This is a genomic window from Parabacteroides sp. KHUB-03, from assembly GCF_056640975.1.
The window spans coordinates 3,467,106-3,487,034 of record NZ_CM153257.1 but is presented as its reverse complement, the minus strand read 5'-3'; the positions used below and the strand labels follow the sequence as shown (position 1 = coordinate 3,487,034).

Genomic DNA, 19,929 nt, shown 5'->3' with positions numbered 1-19,929 from the left:
TCCTTAGCTATTTCTGTATTCCTGAGGCCCCATGCCTACATTTCTCTTAAAATATTTGCCGAAAAAAGACATATTTGTGAAGTTTAGTGAATATGCAATATCGTGAATAGTTAAATCTGTTGATTTTAATTGGGTTTTTGCATCCATAATTACCATTTGAGTAATGATTTCGATACAAGTTTTGCCAGTTACCTGTTTTACAATGGTGCTGAGGTGGGCAGGAGTGATGCCAAGCCGCTTGGCATACCACGCAACATTACGTTGCGTGGTGTAATTTTGCATAACGAGTTGTCCGAAGTCTTTACTTATTTGTTCGGCTTTGGATAGATTTGTTTTGTTTGGAACCTTGTCTTTATATATTGCTCCAACACCTAATAATATGCCTGATAGAAGATGGTTTAATATATCTTTGCTTAATTGAAAATTAGCATAAGTCTTGATCAATAGTTTAAAATAGTCTTCTATTAGATAGGCTGATTCTTCCTTTAGAGGTATAATAGGAGTTTCTTTTATTGAATATATGGCATCTAATGCTGGTTTTGTGATATTGGTATTGTTGATGAAATCAGAAGAAAACCCTATAAAATAGATACGTAAATCACCTTTTATGGTATGTATCTGGAAAATAGAACCTGGTAGAATTGTGATGAAACAGCATGGTTTTACCTGGAAACGGGTCAGATTAATAGATACTTCTATCTCTCCCTGCATGCATAGTACAAAAATCTGGGCTTTTAACCGGCATGGGAAATCAGTATAAAGACTCAGGATTTCTTTAGTGACATTTGTTCCTATTACCCAGTCATGCGGCAGATCTATTTTAGGTATATCGTTTTCCATTCTATGATATATTTCTGTATGTGCAAAGATAAAATGATTTTAGAAGCTGTCTGAAAATTAGGTTTTAATTTTACAATAGTTGGTTAAACAACGGATTGTTGTATAAGAAAAAAGTCGTGGGCAGGTAAGTTTTAAAATCATCGGGATGTTTTTGAGAAATCATCGAGGTGATTTTATAAAAATATCCCGATGAAATTTAAATAAGGTTCAAACAGGTTTATCAGCTTGCATTTTGCGAAGGGTCGATTTGCTTTTTTGTATAAGGTTTATTTCTGAAAAATAGGACACGAACGAAATGGCACTAATTCCTTTTTATGCAAAATCAGCATGTTAAAATATTACCTTTTATATAATTTCTAAAAAAAAGAACATGTAATCGAATAAATAGACCTTGCTAAGTTTATGCAGTTGTCGTTTCTTTGCATCGGTTTATTAATAGGTGAAGAAGGGTATTATTTTATTTTTTGTTTGTGTTTTATTGAGGCTGAATTAAGTAATTATTTACTATATAATGAAAAAAAGTAAATTAGCACATAGCCTGTTGGAGGCTATGTTGTATTCTTTCAGCATGCTGATCGTAGCAGCATGCCTTTTCTCGTGTGATACGGATCGTTTAAATGATGGCGGGGGGAGCGGCCGTTTACGTTTGAGTTTGGCTGCAGATACAACGTCTTTAAAAAAAGGAATCAGTAGCTCAACTAAAGCTAATTCTGTATCAGGTGAGTTGCAGCAATTTCTTATTACTGCAGATTATAAAATCCGCATTGTCCAAGATAAAGATACGGTTAAGTCTTATGATCGTTTCGACCAGATGCCATCCGAAATAGAACTGCAGGAAGGTGCTTATACTCTTGTTGCTTATAAAGGAGACGATTTGCCTGCTGCTTTTGAGAATCCCTATTTTGAAGGAAGTTCAGATTTTACGGTTAAAGCCGATATGAGTACACCTATAGATGTTACTTGTACATTAGGAAACGCACGGATAATGGTGGACTATACGGAAGACTTTAAAAAAATGTATTCAGATTATACCACATTGCTTAAAACTTCTTTTATAGGAACAAATGTGGAAGTGCTTAAAACTGAAATACGCCCTCTTTATATGCAAGTTAAAAAGGATGGAACAGAACTTCAGATATTTATTAAGCTAAGAAAAGTGGGGGAGACGAAAGATAAAACGTATGAAATCCCATCTACTATAAAATTGGAACGCAGGCAAAATATCCGTTTGATCTTTAAAACGGATGGAGCTTCCAACGGAATTGGGCTGGATATTCAGCTGGATGATGAGTTAATAAAGCATACATTTGAACCTGTGGAAATTCCTGATTTTATGCTTCCGGAAAATAAAAACTGATAATAAGAAATAGAAAATATGAGATCTGTAGTATACTTTATATATTTATTGATGACAGCCTTGTGTATAGCTGGTTGCAGCAATGAAGAAGACGGAATGCCGAATTTTGCGGATGGAATGGGAGGATTGAACTTGAATACTCCGGCAACGGAGGAAGAGGTGGATATTCCTGTTATATATACCCGGTCAGGAGAAATAACTTTTAATTTGGATCCGGCAACGTTTCCGGTTGTGATTTATAAAGAGGATGGAAAAACAGCTGTTAAGACATTTGACTCTTTTACGGCATTGATAGAAGCAGGTACTCCTTTGGTTCTGCCGGTTAACAATTATGTGGTGAAAGCCTGTTCGTTTAACCCCGATAAAAAAGTCTCGGAACAGCCTTACTTTGAAGGAACTACTAATTTTACGATAGAAGAAAAGGTGGTTCTGAATACTTCGGTGTTGTGTACTTTTAGAAGCCTGGGAGTTGAATTACGCCTGTCCGACCGGTTTAAGGAGTTGATTGCCGAACAGCCTGAGAATTATGATTACACCGTTAACGTATCGAATGAACAAGGAATCTGGACTTTCGATAAAAAGAATATGGAGCCGGGGTATTTTCTGGATAGTTGTGATCGTCTGATTGTAAAAGTCGTTATCAAAATGGCCGGACAGACATATCCGGAGCGTACTTGGTATTTCAAGAATAATGGTGCTGCTCCGCAGGTAGGAGAATATTATATTGTAACACTTGATGCGGGAAGAGACGATCTGAAAATGTCTTCATATAAACTATAAATAATCTGGACGGATGAAAGCAGTTAATAATATATTGTTTTTGGTTTTAGCAGTTTTATTGTTTCTTATTTCTTCATGTGAGATGAAGAAAGACCTGCTTGGACAGATTGATAAACCTGCGGGCAATAAAATACCGGCGGATAAGGCTGGTATGCTCGATTTGGAATTGAAACCGAACAAAGAAGCAGATATTCCCGAATCGAAAGGAGGCGTTTCAGGTTCGGATGTGGTTGTGATAGATGTTAATGATTTTGTTGTAGATATTTTGGACAGTATCGGGCAGGTATATAAGCATTATGAAAGTTATGCCGAGTTGAAAAAGGAAGGAGGACTTCTGCTTCCGGAAGGCAAGTACTCAATCAGGGCAATGCTGGGCGAAGATGTGAATGCCGGTTTTGATTCTCCGTTCTATTCCGGTACGAATCAATGTGAGATAACTCCGAAAGAGGTTGCAAAGGTAATTACAGATTGTGTGTTAAGTAATAAGAAAGTTCAGTTCCGTTGTTCGGATGAGTTCATGAAGAGCTTTGAAGACGATTATTCGATTGTTGTGGATAATGGGAATGGTGCTTTGACTACTTTTAAAGATGAGAAACGTGCCAGTTATTTGAAAAATACCGGGACATTACAGTTTACTATTTACACTACAACTCGTAGCGGTAAAAAAAATAAGGTATATAATATTGATTTGTCTGGACAAACAGAGGTACAAGAGCATAATAATATTCTGGTTGATTTAGGTATTGTAAATGATGTTCCGGGAGATGACGATAATGATAACCCCGGCGGAGAAGATCCTGACGAACCTGAAGATCCGGGAGACGATGATAAGCCGGAACAACCAATAAAATCTCCAACTATAAAAGTAGATATTGTTCTGATAGAAAAAGATTATATAATTGAGATTCCTTCCAATTTCGTGGATGCGGGAGGAGAAGAACCAGAACAACCCGCTGATCCTTCGGACAAACCTACTGTAGGTGCCACTTTGGATGGAACAATATTTAATATTGCGACAACACAGGATGTTACAAATTCATCGAAGGTCGTTATTCAGTTGACGGCTCCGGGAGGATTGAAGACCTTGATGGTTAAAGCAGGGATTGTAATTGATGGTGTACAGACGCCAATGGATCTTGATATATTTGATTTACCTCCTACAATTGCTGATCTATTGAAAGATATGGATTTGCCCCAAAAGGATAAAACCAGTATGCAGAAGTTTGAAATATCTCCATTCATGCAGATGTTGGGTGAAGGAATAAATACGTTTGAAGTGACTATGACTGATAATAAAGGTAATGAGGGCGGTGGAATAATTACTTTAAATAAAAAGTGATGAAAACAAAGAATATAATATATAGTTTATTTCTATTGGCGATCTTCTTTACTGCGTGTAATGAAGATCGTGGGAATTTAGCTCCAGTCGGAACTTTGCGACTGAGCGTAGATAAAAATGAACAAATTCTTACTAAAAGTGCGGTTACCACCGAAAAATTGAAAGTCTGTATTATTAATGCAGAAAATGATACGGTGAAGTCGTACGATGATTATGTGAAAGAAGTAAAGAATGAAAAATTGATATTGCCGGTAGGAACATATACGGTATCTGTTTCATCCAATCAGACGAAAGATGCCGGATGGGAAAAGCCTTTTTACGCTGGCGAAGAAACAGTGGTGGTGAAAGCCGGGGAAATTACCAGTGCGACAGTGGTCTGTAAAATAGCTAATGTTAAAGTAACTGTTACTTATGCAGACCAAGTAAAAGAAAATTTCGTTAATTATGAAACAACCATAAGTAATAGTAGTGGTACATTATTTTACGCACGTGATGAATACCGCTCGGGATATTTTACACCGGATAAGTTGACAGCCAGTTTAGCATTGACAAATAATGACGGTAAAAAGTATACTATAAACCGTGTTTTTACAGATATAAAGCCTCGCTATCATTATACAATTAAGTTTAAGATTGGTGATGAGCCTGAAAGTCCGGAAGGAGGAAGTGGTTTTGGTATAGAAGTGGATGATAATGCCAAAGTGGTAACTTGCGAAGTGGTAATTAATGAGGATGATTTGGAAGGCAAAAAGATTCCGGTTCTTAAACTGTCTGATATATTTAAAGATAACCTTCTTTCTATAAAAGTGGGAGAAGACTTGCCTTCTTCTTCTTTACAGATTACGTCAAAAGTTGGAATAGAAGCACTGACAGTAAAAGCTGAATCTGATTTGTTTAAAACAAAAGAGCTGGAATTGTTTGATTTAACCCATTTGGATGGAATGAGCCAGGCTAAATTGGAAACTTTAGGCTTTCCACTATTGCCGGAAAATCATAATGTGAAAGATATTACGTTAAATTTTGATGTTTTAACCGGTGTATTTTTACAGGATATAGCGTCTCAGCGATCAAAGAAACAGCATAAGTTTACTGTTTATGCGATGGATTCATTACATCAGGAAACAGAGTTAAAGTTTATAATTGAGGCTAAGCCGGATGTTGCTATTTATGTAGAAAATCCGAGTTGTTGGAGTACATTTGCTGTATTGAAGGGTTTCTGTGAAGATAAAAGTAGTTATTTTAAATTACAGATAGGAAACGGAAGTACGGTTGATGTGAAAGATTGCAAATGGGATTCGGAAGGAAATATGACAGCTTTGGTCATTGGCTTAAAACCAGATGTTATTTATAAATATTGGCTGGCTTCAGATGAGAATTCAGATATTGCGTGTGATCCTATAGAATTTACATTGAGTATTCCCTCCGAAGTGCCTAATATAGGGTTTGATAGTTGGGGAACAAGGTCTGGAAAAGGTCCCATGGGAAATGCAACTTATATATCTCCTAATGATGCAACTTATTTTTGGGATTCAGGAAATTTAGGTGCAAAGGCAGGAAACGAAGTGTTGACAGATCAAACAGATGAAGTTGCTTTGTCTTCTTCTAAAAAGGCTGCTCGACTAGCTTCTACTTGGGCAGGGGTGCTTAGCTTTGGTGCTTTTGCTGCAGGAAGTATTTATTCAGGAGAACCGTTGTCTGTAACTACTAGTGGTGCAACATTGAAATATGGACGTCCGTATCAAGGCTTCCCTACCTATTTACAAGGTTATTACAAATATACTCCCGGGGCAATTGATTATTTAGATTCGAGGTGTCCGATGAAAAATATAGTAAAAGGAACTCCTGATACATGTTTTGTTATGGTTGCTTTGAGTACAAAACAGTTTAATGTTGTTTCTACAACAGGAGAGGTTAAAGTTTATCCCAAGGATGACCCTGCTGTATTTGCTTATGGTGAATATTCGTCGGGCAAGACGGAAGACCTGACTGGTGAAACACTGGATGTATCCATATTAAATGGATATGCTCCTTTTAAGATAAGGTTGAATTATAAATCGGATGTACCTTCTACCGGATCATTCTATATACTGATTGTTGCTTCGGCCAGTAAGTATGGTGATTATTTTACAGGCTCTACCAGTAGCGTTATGTATGTAGATGAGTTTAGTCTTGATTATGATTATGATGAGAAGGCTTTTTCTCAAACGGGGCTAAAAGACTTGAAACCGGTAAAGATTAATGAATAAACAAAATATGAGAGGATTTCTATTCCTTATTGTGCTTTTAGCATGTTCCGCTTCATTGTCTGTGCAGGCAAAAGGCAATAAATATGACCGGGGTATTGTGATGAAGACATTTATTCCCAAAGGTCAATGGATGGTAGGAGCTACATTTTCGTATTCCGAACATGTAGACGATAACTTTGAGTTTTTGTCTGTACTAAAAGATATAAACAGTACCGGATATTCATTTAAGGTCACTCCGTTGGTGAGTTACTTTATCCGCGATAATATCAGTATCGGAGGACGTTTTGCTTATTCTCGCTCATTCACTAAATTGGATAACATAAAATTAGCCTTAGGCGATGATTTGAGTTTTGAAGTTAAGGATTATAATAGTGTAGGGAATACTTATTCGGCAGCAGTGTTTTTGCGTACGTACCTAAACCTGGGCGACAGCAAACGGTTTGGCTTGTTTAATGAAGCCCGTGTAAGTTATGGGTATTCTGAAAGTACCGGCTCCTCAGGAACTGGTGTGGATTTGACGGGGATGTATGAGTTGAAACATAACCTGAATATAGGTGTGGCTCCTGGTATTACAGTTTTTGTGAATGACTTTACGGCTGTGGAAGCATCTGTAAATGTGGCGGGTCTTAACTTTAACTGGTACGATCAGACACGCGACCAGGTTTATAAAGGTACACGTACCTCTAGCTCCGCTAATTTTAAAATCAATCTGTTGTCTATCGATTTAGGTATTGTCTTTTATCTTTAGTGTGTTATGAGAGGGAGTGCTATTCTATATTGTTGTTTGTTGCTTTTACCTTTTACAGGATGTATCAAGAATGACTATCCGTTGCCTACGGTTAAGGCAGAGATACTTGAATTAGCTATAGAAGGTGCTCAATCTGTGAAGATTGACGATGCCACAAACACCGTTACTGTCAAGGTGGCGGATACGTTGGATCTAAAAGATATGACGATAAAGAAACTGCTGGTAACAGATAAAGTAACAGTCATTCCGGACGAAAATGCATGTAAAGACTTTGTGAATTTCCCGGATACGGGCTTTACATCATTGGACTATTTGCCAAGCTCGGCTAATACGCATATGGATTTCAGAAAGCCGGTTTCGTTCATACTCCGTTTATATCAGGATTATGAATGGAAAGTACATGTAACACATGCGATTGATCGTAAAATCAGAGTAAAAAATCAGATAGGAAAGGCCTTGGTAGATGAAAATACAAAGAATGTTATTATTTATGTGGATAAAGAATCACAGCCTTCTTTCCGCAATGTAGAAATAGAGGAGTTGCAGTTGGGTAGTTCGATTGCCGAAACAGTACCGGAACCCCAGTCTGTAACAGATTTTACGCGCCCTCGTGTTTTCCTTGTATCTGTATTTGGAGAAACGGAACAATGGACGGTTAGTGTAAAATATCCTTCAGGAGATATAGAGACAACCGAAGTTTCGGCATGGGCGAAAAGAACCTATTTTAGCGGTACAACTAAGACAGGTGAGGTAGATTTGAAATATCGCGTGAAAGGCGAGGAAGAATGGGAGTATATGTTGTCTGGTGACTTAACGGTAGATGGCGAAACTTTCCTTGCTGTTATAACACATTTGCATCCGGAAACTACCTATGAATATATACTGACAATAGACGGTAGCGCTGAAGATATGCAGGAGTTTACTACGGAGAAGATGGAAGAAGTTCCTAATATGGGCTTTGATAATTGGATTAGTGCTAATGGAACTGTTTATCCCAATCTTGATTTGGAATCAAATTATTTCTGGGATTCGGGCAATGGAGGTGCTAAAACAGCCGGGAAGATACCTACGGAAGAAGAAAAACGCAATGTTGTAAAAGGGTCGGCAGCTAATTTACATTCGGAGTATGCAATGGTGGCATTTGCTGCAGGCAATATTTATACAGGTAAGTTTGTTAAAGCGATTGTCGATTTGGCGAACCCGGGAGCTGAACTCGATTTTGGCCGTCCGTATGTAGGCCGTCCTTCCGGAATGCGAGGATATTATAGTTACCGTCCGGGTACTATCGATTATGCCCAAGGGGCATATGCCGATATGATGGGACAAAAAGATTCTTGCCATATTTATATCGCTTTGTTCGATTGGACACAACCTTTCCGTGTGAATACACAAAAGTCGTTATTTGTTGATTTAAGCTGGAGTAATGAATCTATGATTGCTTTTGGAGAGTTTAAGACCGGTGCAACGAATACGGATTACAGTACATTTAAAATAAACATGAAGTACCGGGATTATTTTACTAAACCGACTTATATATTGATTGTTGCCAGTGCCAGTAAATATGGAGACTATTTTACGGGTAGTACGAAAAGTGTATTGTTGTTGGATGAGTTTGAATTGGTGTTTGAATAAAAGAATCGTTATGATTATGAATAGAATATGTAATAGATTATCTCTAGGGATTTGGTTCTTTATTATGTTAATCTTTCCATTGACATTAGAGGCTCAAACACCAGCACTAGTATCTAGTAAAGATCAATTAAAAAAAGCAGTGGCTGCTGGTGGTAGTATCCAACTACAAAATGATATAAATATAGATTATGAATTAACAATATCTAAAGATGTTGTTTTGGATTTGAATGGTAAAACTTTGAAAAGAGAGCAGAAAGAGTATAGTGATATTATTTGTGTAAAATGTACAGCGGGAAATATAGTAATTAAAAATGGTACAATAATAGCGAATCAAACAAGAGGGGCTGCTGGCGGTCGTGGTTCGGGTTTAGATATTAGTGGAGCTAATGTTACAGTAATTAATTGCAATATATCAGGTAAAACATCATCTTGGAGTTCTGTGGCTGGTACTGCAGTCCAATATTATAGTGGTAGTTTACAGCTTGTTAGTGGTGTGTTTTCTGCAAGTTCTGCAGCTTTAGGTAAAGAGTATGCTATTTGGTCGAACTCAGGAAATATCAATAATTTTTTAAAAGGTTGTCTACTGAAAAAAGACAATAATATAGTGACATCTTTTGGCACAAGTATAGAAGGTACAGTAACTGTTTCTCTCATCAACTATGTTATCAAGTACGATTCAAATAATGGCAAAATAACTTCAGATGGTTATACAACTGCCTATTCAATCTTAAATGATGGAGAAGCAAGAATTTTACCAACAGTAACACGTGAGCATTATAAATTTCTCCATTGGTATAACAATTCAGGAGATAATGTAAATGAGAATACAGCGATAACACCATCTACTTTCCCTTATATAGATATTGATCACAAAGACGACCAAACAGTCAGTTTCAAAGCTAAATGGGAGGTCTTGCCTTACACTATCACCTATAATACAGATGGGGGAGGTACAATTGCCAGTACACCGTATACGGTAGAAAACTATCCCGAATCTTTACCAACCCCAACACGTGATGGCTATATGTTCACAGGCTGGTTTAACGGAGCTACCCCTGTTACATCTCCTACCGCATTAACCGGAAATGTTACTTTAACGGCACGTTGGTCGGAGTATAAGTATGCGCTTTCGTATGTTACAAATACAGAGACAACACCCTCAGCTCAAAATTATACAAAAGCAACATCCGGTACAATAAAAATTCCTTCTACATGGGAAAGAAAAGGCTATACCTTTAAGGGTTGGTACGACAATGAAAAGTTTGACGGCAGTCCTGTAACTGTTGCTCCATGTCCACAGGATGGAAAAAATGTAATTGTATCACTTAAACTATATGCAAAATGGGAGGCAATCCCTTATACATTGAACTATGATTTGAATGGAGGCGGTACTTTTGCAATTACTCCGGATGCAACTTATACAATAGAAAAGACTCCGTATGTATTACCGGTACCAAAGCCGAAGACCGAAAATATAACTTTTAAAGGTTGGTATAATAATCCCGATTTAACAGGTGATCCGATAACGACCATAGCCAAAGGAGATATTTCAGACAAACATTATTATGCTAAATGGGTAACAACTTATTATGCTATATGTCACTGGGAGTCTGAGACACGTCCTGGTATTGATAAGGTAGAGGATAAGAAAATATCCTTTACAAAGGAAGATGAAGTAAAGTTGCCTGTGTGGGATATTGTAGATGGATATGATGTTGTGGGATGGTATGAACAAGGGCAAGAAGCTATAATAACTACCATAAAGAAAGGTACGGAACGCAACTTGAATTTATATGCCAAATGGAAGTTAGCAGAGTATTCTATTAATTATGAGGCTTATTATGGAACCTTACCGGGAGATGCGGCTAAGACTTATACTGTAATATCGGAAGATATTACCTTGCCTTATCCGGTACGTTCGGGCTTTACCTTTGCAGGATGGTATACTGAGCAATCTTTGGTAAATAGAATAGAGAAACTGCCGAAAGGTTCTATGGGAGATAAAACCTATTATGCGAAATGGCTGGCTGGAAATATTGTAGTATTTGATAAACCGGCTAATGGTAAAATCTCGGTAAAGAATGGCACGACAGAAATTAAATCGGGAGAAAAAGTTGGTGCAAATACGAAATTAACAGTTATGGCTATTCCGGAATCTTCTGTGTATAGTTTGGTGAAACTTACTGTAAATGGAAAGGAATATACCTCTTCGCCACAAGAAGTAGAAGTGCCTGCAGATAAAGGTTTGACTGTTTCCGCCGAGTTTGCAGACTTGCGTCCATCGGCATTAGCTCCTAAAATAACAACGACACCTTCAAATACAGATTTTGTTCCTGCAGGAGAAAGTGTAACGGTTTCATTAACGAATACGGATGACGCGGCTACCTTGTATTATAGTATAGATGGTTCTACTCCGAAACAATATACACAACCTTTCCAGGTGAGTAGCCTTGCCGAAGGTAAAACAGTTGTTGTTACAGCTTATGCGAAAAAAAACGGTCATAAGGATGGAGTGGCAACGCGCAATGTTGCTTTTGGCAAAGGCAAAGTAACGATTATGTTTACTTTACCGAAGGGAGTAACGGCTATAAATCCGGAAGGTGGCGAGGTTATATCAGCTGTTGCCAGTGGAGGATCATTTGAATTTAAGTTGCTGGTAGAAAAAGCTTATTTTGAATCGGTGGATGATTTGAAAGTGGAAGCAAACGGAGTGGTGATTCATCCGAATGCGAAGAATATTTATACGTTGCCTAATCAAACAGGCAATATTACTGTCCGGGTCAGTGGTGTCAATGGCATTACTCATACTGTAACACTAAAACAATCGGCAAATGGATATATCTGCTATACGGGAGAAGATGAAGATAGCGCACCACGTACGGTGAGCCATGGTGATAGAGTGTCGGTTACAGCAACGGCAGATACAGATTATAAATTCTTCTCGTGGACGGATGGAACAAGTGATAATCCGCGCCAGGTGCTTATAGAAAAGGACACTGTTATCCAGGCACGCTTCGTACAGGAAGATCCGGGCTATTTGATGGTATTGCCAACCTTAACAGGGGCAAAGGTGAAACCGCTGACAGGCTATGCTACCGAAGTGAAAAAAGGTGGAACGTTTAAGTTCTATATCAGCAAGGAAAGCGATTATAGCGAATCGGTTCCGGAAGTATATGCAAATGGTGAAAAATTAACGGTTTACAAGGATGTATATAGTATCTATAATGTAAAGGAAAACGTAGTGATTGCCGTGGATGGCATCCAACTGAATAAAACGGCGCTAAAGCTTGCAGAGAATGTGCTTGCCTTTAATCTGGAAACGGCAGAACAGATTACGGATCAGGCTCTGACGCCTACAACATTGATTTATCTGTTAGCCAAATCGCCTGCAGATAAACGTTTCTCTATGTGGAATGATGGTAAAGCGGATAATCCGCGTATCATTGCGGTGAAGGATGCACAGCAATTGTTGCCACTATTTATATCGACTTCGAGCGAGAAGACAGTAAAAGTAGATCTGCCTCTTATACCGGGAGCCGGTATGGGGGCTGTCAATGCTAATGCCGAGGCTATTGTTTCCGGTAGCGATGTGCAACTGAAACTGGTTATCCTGCCACAGTACAGTAAGAGCCAGCCGATTGTGACAGTAGAAGGTAAAGTGCTTGAACCTGGTATGTCAATGCGTTCTTCTTCGGAAACAAAAACATTATTTTATAATCTGGATAAACTGGCGAAGGACGTGAAGGTGGAAGTATCCGGGTTGGAATTGAATGATTATACGGTCTCACTACAACAAAATACGGGAGGTACGATACGTGCCAGTAAAACCGGTTTGTTGAAGCATGGTACAGTAATTACTCTGAATGCTACACCTTCGAATGGTAATATATTTTTGAAATGGGGTGATGGTAATACGATGAATCCATATACTTATACAGTAACCGGAGATTGTGCGTTTAGTGCTCAATTTGGAAATGGGAATATTCCATTAAATAATGAATCGATTGGAATGGATGGCGTACGTATTTATGTTTCCGGCAGAGTCTTGCATGTGGAAGCAGAAAAAGCTATGAGTTTATGTATTTGGAGTTTTGGTGGACAGATGACACATAATATAGGTATTCCGGCAGGCAATTCTGCAGTAAATCTGCGTAGCGGTGAATATGTTGTGAAGGTGGGTGAAAACAAACCAGTGAAAATATCGATACGATAAACTTTCTGTTATAAAACAATTTGCTCCGCTTATCATCCAATTATTGGATGATAAGCGGAGCAAATTGTTTGTAAGTGGTTGATTATTCCTTTATATGTTTCTTCAATACCGGATAAAGTAATTCCGAATATCTCATAAAGCCTAAGTCTGTGAAATGAATCCCATCGACGGTTGCTTCTGCATCGTGGCCGATCATATCTTTGGAGGAAAGCATATAGATATTTTTTTCTCCTTTTTCTTTTAACGAACGGAAGATTGCATTGATCTCGTCGTTTTTGTCTTTTACCTCCCTGGCAATTTGCTGGTCGAAACGTGTATGAGTGAATATGGGATCTTCTATAAATAGGATTGGTGTATCTGGATGTTTTTCGCGAATGATGGTATAGAACTTAACAGCCCGTTCTTTCATTTGCTCTACACTGGCATTAGGCACGAAGTCTAATACGAACATGGAGGCATCCACTTCGGAGATCAATTCTGCTATTTCGAGATCCAACAATGCGTTACCACTAAATCCCAGATTTATACATTCCCGGTTTAACCAGCGGGAAAGAATATTTGTGTGTGCCATGCCTGGACGATTGGCACATCCTCCCTGAAGAATACTGCTGCCATAAAATACGATGGGTTTTTCTCTTACGGGCAAGTTTATTTTAGGTTGTGTAATTTCTGCAAGCGAGTCAATACCGATACTTAAAGAAACTGTTCCGTCGTATAATGGGAGATATAGCATATATTCCCGTTCTTCCGGTTTCATGTTGGAAATTATAGTTGCCGTATTATCTTTTCCTGTTGGCCGTCCGCTATTAACGAATGTCCATTTTCCGTCAAGCAGACAATAAAGGTCAAGTCCTTTTGTTCCTGTCGGGGTCATGTGGTTCATGAGATTGTTGGTCAGAACCTCCCATTTGGCAGCTATGGTTGTGGAGTTGGAATGAAAGCGGATGGCAAGCCCCGCGCTGTTTTTACCAAGTTCCCAGACGGGCCCTCTCGATATGGACTTTAGAGATTCAGGCAAACGGCTATAGCGTGTATAAGTATTCTCTGTAGCTTTACCTAAAAGAGGAAAATTGGATGCGTCGTGATAAACGATTTGTCCTTTTATTGAAAAAGAAAACGAGAAAAGAAGTAATGAAATTAAAATAACAGGTGTTTTCATAATGTATATTATTAAAAATTGATTCAAAGGTATGAAATAGAATAAGAATCTCCAATATCAGACTTTCATAATAATTCCTTACCTTTGCATCTTAAAAAGAGAACGCAAAGATATGGAAAAACAATTTAAGAGGACGCTGATAACTACGGCGTTGCCGTATGCAAACGGACCGGTACATATTGGTCATCTTGCCGGTGTGTATGTGCCTGCCGATATTTATGCACGTTATCTTCGTTTAAAAGGTGAAGAGGTTTTGATGATAGGGGGTTCGGATGAACATGGTGTGCCTATTACATTACGGGCAAAGAAAGAGGGGATTACTCCTCAGGATGTTGTTGATCGTTATCATGCTATTATAAAGAAGTCTTTTAAAGAATTTGGAATCTCATTTGATATTTACTCCCGGACGACATCTCCTACGCACCATCAAATGGCTTCCGACTTTTTCCGTACTTTATATGATAAGGGAGAATTTATTGAAAAAACAAGCGAACAGTACTATGATGAAGAGGCCAAACAGTTTTTGGCCGACCGTTATATTACCGGAACTTGCCCCCATTGCGGTAATGAAAAAGCGTATGGCGACCAATGCGAAGCTTGTGGTACGTCTTTAAGCCCTACGGATCTGATTAACCCGAAATCGGCTATTAGTGGTAGCCAGCCTGTAATGAAGGAGACCAAGCACTGGTATTTACCGCTGGATAAATGGGAACCATTTTTGCGTGAATGGATTTTGGAAGGGCATAAAGAATGGAAATCGAATGTGTACGGTCAATGTAAAAGCTGGCTGGATATGGGGTTGCAACCTCGTGCAGTAAGCCGCGACTTGGATTGGGGTATTCCCGTACCGGTTGAGGGAGCCGAAGGTAAGGTTCTTTATGTGTGGTTTGATGCACCTATTGGTTATATTTCTAATACAAAAGAGTTGTTGCCTGATAGTTGGGAGACTTGGTGGAAAGATTCTGAAACGAAGATGGTTCATTTTATCGGAAAAGATAATATTGTATTTCACTGTATTGTGTTTCCTGCCATGTTGAAGGCCGAAGGTTCTTATAATTTACCGGAAAATGTACCGGCTAACGAGTTTCTGAACCTGGAAGGTGATAAAATCTCCACTTCGCGAAACTGGGCTGTTTGGTTGAATGAATATTTAGTAGATATGCCGGGTAAACAGGATATATTACGTTATGTCCTGACTGCAAATGCTCCGGAAACAAAGGATAATGATTTTACCTGGAAAGATTTCCAGGCACGTAATAACAATGAGTTGGTTGCCATCTTAGGTAATTTTGTCAACCGTGCATTAGTGCTTACCGAGAAATATTTTGAAGGAAAAGTACCTGCTGCAGGTGAACTGACCGATTATGATCGTCAGACTTTAAAAGATTTTGAAGATGTAAAAGCCAATGTAGAACGTTTGTTGGATACCTATCATTTCCGTGATGCACAGAAAGAAGCTATGAACCTGGCACGTATCGGCAATAAGTATCTGGCAGATATGGAACCATGGAAGTTGGCAAAGACAGATATGGCCCGTGTCGCTACAATTATGAATATTGCTTTGCAGATTACTGCAAACCTGGCAATTGCTTTTGAACCATTCCTTCCGTTCAGCATGGAAAAATTGAATAAAATGTTGAATGTGCAACCGCTTGGTTGGTGTCGTTTAGGTGCGACAGATTTGTTGAAAGCCGGACATCAATTGGGAAAAGCTGAACTTTTATTTGAAAAGATAGAAGATGCTGTTATAGAGGCTCAGGTGCAAAAACTATTGGATACCAAAAAAGCAAACGAAGAGGCTAATTATAGAGCAAAACCGGTACGTGAAAATATCGAGTTTGATGATTTTCTGAAATTAGATATCCGTGTAGGTACAATTCTGGAATGTGCTAAAGTGCCGAAAGCAGATAAACTTTTGCAGTTCCGTATTGATGACGGTCTGGAAAAACGTACGATCGTTTCGGGTATTGCACAACATTACAACCCGGAAGAATTGGTAGGTAAACAGGTTTGTTTTATTGCAAACCTGGCTCCACGTAAGTTAAAAGGTATAATTTCGGAAGGTATGATCCTTTCTGCAGAAAATTTTGACGGTAAATTGGCCGTTATTACTCCTGAGAAAGAGGTAAAACCAGGTAGTGAGGTAAAGTAAATAACTACTTAATACGATATTATTATGGAAGGAAAGAATATTCCGATGGTGGATTTGCGTAGTCAGTATCATCGTTTAAAAGGTGAAATTGATGAGGCTATTTTAACTGTAAATGAAAGCACAGCTTTTATTAATGGTCCACAGGTAAAAGAGTTTGCAACTCATCTTGAGGAGTATTTGGAAATTCCTTTTGTAATACCTTGTGGTAACGGAACGGATGCGTTACAGATTGCATTGATGGCATTAGGGCTGCGTCCGGGAGATGAGGTAATTGTTCCTGCATTTAATTATGTGGCAGCAGTGGAAACCGTTACTCTCTTAGGATTGGTTCCGGTGTTGGTCGATGTAGACCCGTGGACATTTAATATTAATCCCTGGCAGATCGAACAGTGTATTTCCAGACGGACTAGAGCGATTATTGCAGTACACTTATTCGGACAGGCATGTGATATGGGAATCATTTTGGGAATTGCAAAATCTTATCATTTGTATGTTATAGAAGATAATGCCCAATCCTTGGGGACTGGTTATATTTGTGAAGACGGGACTGTAAAAAAAGCCGGAACGTTAGGCCATGTCGGTACTACTTCATTCTTCCCTTCCAAGCCGTTGGGATGCTATGGCGACGGAGGTGCTTTGATGACGTCCGATCGTCGGTTGGCAGATCGAATCCGGATGATAGCCAGTCATGGACAGACCGAAAAATATCATCATAAATTGGTAGGTTGTAATTCACGCTTAGATACGATACAAGCAGCCATTCTGGATGTGAAGTTGAAATATCTGGATGAATTTAATGATAATAGAATAAAATTGGCAGTCCGGTATGATGAAATGTTGTCTTCTTGTAAGCATATTGAAGTTCCTCAAAAATCAACTTTCTCACAGCATATATTTCACCAATATACATTGGTTGTGAAAGATGGAAAACGAGATTCTCTCCAACAATACCTGAAAGAAAAGGGAGTTGCGTCTACAGTCTATTACCCAATACCTTTGCAGGATCAGGAGGCATTTAAGGACACAGCCTTTATTCCTTATAAGATAAAGGTGGCAGGCGATTTGTCAAAATCCGTATTATCAATTCCGATTTACTCTGAAATGACGGTTGAAACACAGGATTATATTATAAAAACGATTTTGGAAGCAGATCAAAAGATCTGATAGGAATATAGAATGAAACAAGGTAATAAAATTCGTTTTGCTGTTATAGGTTGCGGCCATATAGGTAAACGTCATGCAGAAATGATAACCCGTGATGAAGGGGCGGAACTGGTAGCTTTGTGCGATATCCGTACTAAAGGAGAATTGGAAGTTGATATTTATACAGTTCCTTTTTTTCAGAGCCTGGAAGATTTGCTAAACTCCGGTTTGGATATTGACGTAATTAATATCTGTACTCCTAACGGTTTGCATGCACCAATGGCAATTCGCGCGATAGAGACCGGCCATCATGTCGTAATAGAGAAACCAATGGCATTAACTCTCCCTGATGCTGAAAAAGTTGTATATACTTCTCTTAAATATTGTAAGCAGGTATTTTGTGTAATGCAGAACCGTTATTCTCCTCCTTCTGTGTGGATAAAGGAGATGGTAGAATCCGGAAAGTTGGGTAAAATTTATATGGTACAGCTTAACTGCTATTGGAATCGTGACGAACGGTATTATAAGGCTGGTGGTTGGCATGGCGATGCAGCTTTGGATGGAGGGACTCTTTTTACTCAATTCTCCCATTTCATAGATATAATGTATTGGCTTTTTGGTGATATATGTAATATCCAGGCTCGTTTTGCTGATTTTAATCATAAGGATTTGACCGCTTTTGAAGATTCCGGTTTTGTGAATTTCCAATTTGTAAACGGAGGAATGGGATGCCTGAATTATTCTACATCTGTCTGGAATAAAAATATGGAGAGCAGTATGTTGGTCGTAGCTGAAAACGGTAGTGTTAAAATCGGCGGCCAATACATGAACGAAGTAGAGTATTGCCATATTAAAAATTATGAAATGCCCGAATTAGCTCCTACTAATCCGGGTAACGATTATGGACCATACAAAGGATCTGCGCAAAACCATAACTTTGTTATCCGTAATGTTGTGAATGTATTATCCGGCTCCGCTGCTATTACTACGAATGTACTGGAGGGCATGAAGGTTGTGGATATAGTGCAGCGGATATATGCATTGAAATAATAAAACCATCCCGATCATTTTAGGAAACCATCCCGATGATTTTTCAAAATCATCGGGATGGTTTATAATTGCTTGTATGGGAAGTCTTATCCTTATGCAGGATGTTTTACCAAAACCTTTAAAATTCAAACGGAATTTAGATTATATTATGTGAAAAGGATTTTGATTCAAATAACGAAAGCCCGAAACCAGATAAATAACTACCATTTTATGAACTTTAATTTATTCAAATTCCTATCTTTGTGGCACTTTTAGTTGTCCTTGGATGGGGGTGACGAGCTTTTGTGTATCTATAAGAGAATTCCATAATGTATAGCTTAAGGATTAAAAGGGAGATAAAATGAAACAAATTCTGGTCACCGGTGGAGCCGGCTTTATCGGTTCGCATCTTTGCGAACGTCTTTTGAAAGAGGGTAATAGCGTTATTTGTATGGATAACTATTTTACCGGGAAAAAGAAAAACGTCCTTCACTTATTAAACAATCCTTATTTCGAATTAGTTCGTCATGATGTAACATTTCCTTATTATGTGGAAGTAGACGAAATTTATAACTTGGCTTGCCCTGCTTCTCCGATCCATTATCAATTTGATCCGGTAAGTACAGTGAAGACATCGGTTATCGGGGCTATTAATATGCTGGGCTTGGCGAAACGTATAAAAGCCCGTATATTACAAGCTTCTACCAGTGAAATATATGGAGATCCGGCAGTACATCCACAGGAAGAAAGCTATTGGGGAAATGTGAACCCGATAGGACTTCGTTCCTGCTATGACGAAGGTAAACGTTGTGCGGAAACCTTATTTATGGATTATCATCGTCAGAATAAGGTAGATATAAAGATCATCCGGATATTCAATACTTATGGCCCAAATATGCGTCCTGATGATGGTCGTGTAGTTTCTAATTTTATTGTACAGGCTCTAAAGGGTGAGGATTTGACAATTTACGGTGATGGTACACAGACTCGCAGTTTTCAGTATGTGGATGATTTGGTGGAAGGTATGATCCGTATGATGGCTACAGAGAATTTTACAGGTCCTGTTAACTTAGGTAACCCGGGTGAGTTTACTATGCTGGAGCTAGCAGAGATGATTATCCGTCTGGTTGGTTCGAAGTCAAAGATAACTTTTATGCCATTACCATCAGATGATCCAAAACAACGTAAACCGGATATTTCGCTGGCAAAAAAAATGTTGAATGGTTGGGAACCTAAAGTGAAGCTGGAAGAAGGATTGAAGCCTACCATCGAATATTTCCGTAATTTATAA

General features: G+C 38.6%; 13 protein-coding genes. 11 read left to right on the top strand and 2 right to left on the bottom strand.

Going from position 1 to position 19,929, the window contains the following annotated elements:
* Nucleotides 1-3: 3 nt before the first annotated feature.
* Nucleotides 4-840, bottom strand: a complete 837-nt coding sequence (locus tag ACYIB7_RS14895; protein ID WP_103983656.1) for a helix-turn-helix domain-containing protein — start codon at nt 838-840, stop codon at nt 4-6.
* A 511-nt stretch (nt 841-1,351) separates the two neighbouring features.
* Here ACYIB7_RS14895 and ACYIB7_RS14890 point away from each other — a divergent pair.
* The 7 genes from ACYIB7_RS14890 to ACYIB7_RS14860 are packed head-to-tail and all read left to right on the top strand — an operon-like array spanning nt 1,352 to nt 13,155.
* Nucleotides 1,352-2,197: a DUF4493 domain-containing protein gene (locus ACYIB7_RS14890; protein ID WP_480337627.1), complete on the top strand. Its 846-nt coding sequence runs from the start codon at nt 1,352-1,354 to the stop codon at nt 2,195-2,197.
* A gap of 18 nt (nt 2,198-2,215) precedes the next feature.
* Nucleotides 2,216-2,977: a DUF4493 domain-containing protein gene (locus tag ACYIB7_RS14885; protein ID WP_480337625.1), complete on the top strand. Its 762-nt coding sequence runs from the start codon at nt 2,216-2,218 to the stop codon at nt 2,975-2,977.
* Nucleotides 2,978-2,990: 13 nt separating this feature from the next.
* Nucleotides 2,991-4,316: a DUF4493 domain-containing protein gene (locus ACYIB7_RS14880; protein WP_480337623.1), complete on the top strand. Its 1,326-nt coding sequence runs from the start codon at nt 2,991-2,993 to the stop codon at nt 4,314-4,316.
* Nucleotides 4,316-6,562, top strand: a complete 2,247-nt coding sequence (locus ACYIB7_RS14875) for a DUF4493 domain-containing protein (protein WP_480337621.1) — start codon at nt 4,316-4,318, stop codon at nt 6,560-6,562. Before ACYIB7_RS14880 ends, ACYIB7_RS14875 begins: the two co-directional genes overlap by 1 nt.
* Nucleotides 6,563-6,569: 7 nt before the next feature.
* Nucleotides 6,570-7,310 carry a hypothetical protein gene (locus tag ACYIB7_RS14870; RefSeq protein WP_480337619.1) on the top strand — a complete coding sequence of 247 codons (741 nt, stop codon included), beginning with the start codon at nt 6,570-6,572 and terminating at the stop codon, nt 7,308-7,310.
* A 6-nt stretch (nt 7,311-7,316) separates the two neighbouring features.
* The gene (locus ACYIB7_RS14865) at nt 7,317-8,942 is read left to right on the top strand and encodes a PCMD domain-containing protein (RefSeq protein WP_480337618.1); all 1,626 of its coding nucleotides are present in this window, start codon (nt 7,317-7,319) and stop codon (nt 8,940-8,942) included.
* 10 nt (nt 8,943-8,952) lie between these two features.
* Nucleotides 8,953-13,155 carry an InlB B-repeat-containing protein gene (locus ACYIB7_RS14860; protein ID WP_480337616.1) on the top strand — a complete coding sequence of 1,401 codons (4,203 nt, stop codon included), beginning with the start codon at nt 8,953-8,955 and terminating at the stop codon, nt 13,153-13,155.
* A gap of 82 nt (nt 13,156-13,237) precedes the next feature.
* Here ACYIB7_RS14860 and ACYIB7_RS14855 read toward each other — a convergent pair whose 3' ends face one another.
* Complete coding sequence (locus tag ACYIB7_RS14855) at nt 13,238-14,314, bottom strand: SGNH/GDSL hydrolase family protein (RefSeq protein ID WP_103983650.1); 1,077 nt, start codon at nt 14,312-14,314, stop codon at nt 13,238-13,240.
* 112 nt (nt 14,315-14,426) lie between these two features.
* Here ACYIB7_RS14855 and metG point away from each other — a divergent pair, with 112 nt between their 5' ends.
* The 4 genes from metG (at nt 14,427) to ACYIB7_RS14835 (ending at nt 19,929) form a co-directional block, all read left to right on the top strand.
* Nucleotides 14,427-16,466, top strand: a complete 2,040-nt coding sequence (metG, locus tag ACYIB7_RS14850) for a methionine--tRNA ligase (protein ID WP_480337615.1) — start codon at nt 14,427-14,429, stop codon at nt 16,464-16,466.
* 24 nt (nt 16,467-16,490) lie between these two features.
* Nucleotides 16,491-17,630 carry a DegT/DnrJ/EryC1/StrS family aminotransferase gene (locus ACYIB7_RS14845; protein WP_103983648.1) on the top strand — a complete coding sequence of 380 codons (1,140 nt, stop codon included), beginning with the start codon at nt 16,491-16,493 and terminating at the stop codon, nt 17,628-17,630.
* 12 nt (nt 17,631-17,642) lie between these two features.
* The gene (locus ACYIB7_RS14840; RefSeq protein ID WP_099464672.1) at nt 17,643-18,659 is read left to right on the top strand and encodes a Gfo/Idh/MocA family protein; all 1,017 of its coding nucleotides are present in this window, start codon (nt 17,643-17,645) and stop codon (nt 18,657-18,659) included.
* A gap of 340 nt (nt 18,660-18,999) precedes the next feature.
* The gene (locus tag ACYIB7_RS14835; RefSeq protein ID WP_480337613.1) at nt 19,000-19,929 is read left to right on the top strand and encodes a UDP-glucuronic acid decarboxylase family protein; all 930 of its coding nucleotides are present in this window, start codon (nt 19,000-19,002) and stop codon (nt 19,927-19,929) included.

Excerpts from the sequence above, each read along its gene's own strand:
- ACYIB7_RS14895 (WP_103983656.1), bottom strand. The coding sequence starts at position 840 with ATGGAAAACGATATACCTAAAATAGATCTGCCGCATGACTGGGTAATA.
- ACYIB7_RS14890 (WP_480337627.1), top strand. The coding sequence starts at position 1,352 with ATGAAAAAAAGTAAATTAGCACATAGCCTGTTGGAGGCTATGTTGTAT.
- ACYIB7_RS14885 (WP_480337625.1), top strand. The coding sequence starts at position 2,216 with ATGAGATCTGTAGTATACTTTATATATTTATTGATGACAGCCTTGTGT.
- ACYIB7_RS14880 (WP_480337623.1), top strand. The coding sequence starts at position 2,991 with ATGAAAGCAGTTAATAATATATTGTTTTTGGTTTTAGCAGTTTTATTG.
- ACYIB7_RS14875 (WP_480337621.1), top strand. The coding sequence starts at position 4,316 with ATGAAAACAAAGAATATAATATATAGTTTATTTCTATTGGCGATCTTC.
- ACYIB7_RS14870 (WP_480337619.1), top strand. The coding sequence starts at position 6,570 with ATGAGAGGATTTCTATTCCTTATTGTGCTTTTAGCATGTTCCGCTTCA.
- ACYIB7_RS14865 (WP_480337618.1), top strand. The coding sequence starts at position 7,317 with ATGAGAGGGAGTGCTATTCTATATTGTTGTTTGTTGCTTTTACCTTTT.
- ACYIB7_RS14860 (WP_480337616.1), top strand. The coding sequence starts at position 8,953 with ATGATTATGAATAGAATATGTAATAGATTATCTCTAGGGATTTGGTTC.
- ACYIB7_RS14855 (WP_103983650.1), bottom strand. The coding sequence starts at position 14,314 with ATGAAAACACCTGTTATTTTAATTTCATTACTTCTTTTCTCGTTTTCT.
- metG (WP_480337615.1), top strand. The coding sequence starts at position 14,427 with ATGGAAAAACAATTTAAGAGGACGCTGATAACTACGGCGTTGCCGTAT.
- ACYIB7_RS14845 (WP_103983648.1), top strand. The coding sequence starts at position 16,491 with ATGGAAGGAAAGAATATTCCGATGGTGGATTTGCGTAGTCAGTATCAT.
- ACYIB7_RS14840 (WP_099464672.1), top strand. The coding sequence starts at position 17,643 with ATGAAACAAGGTAATAAAATTCGTTTTGCTGTTATAGGTTGCGGCCAT.
- ACYIB7_RS14835 (WP_480337613.1), top strand. The coding sequence starts at position 19,000 with ATGAAACAAATTCTGGTCACCGGTGGAGCCGGCTTTATCGGTTCGCAT.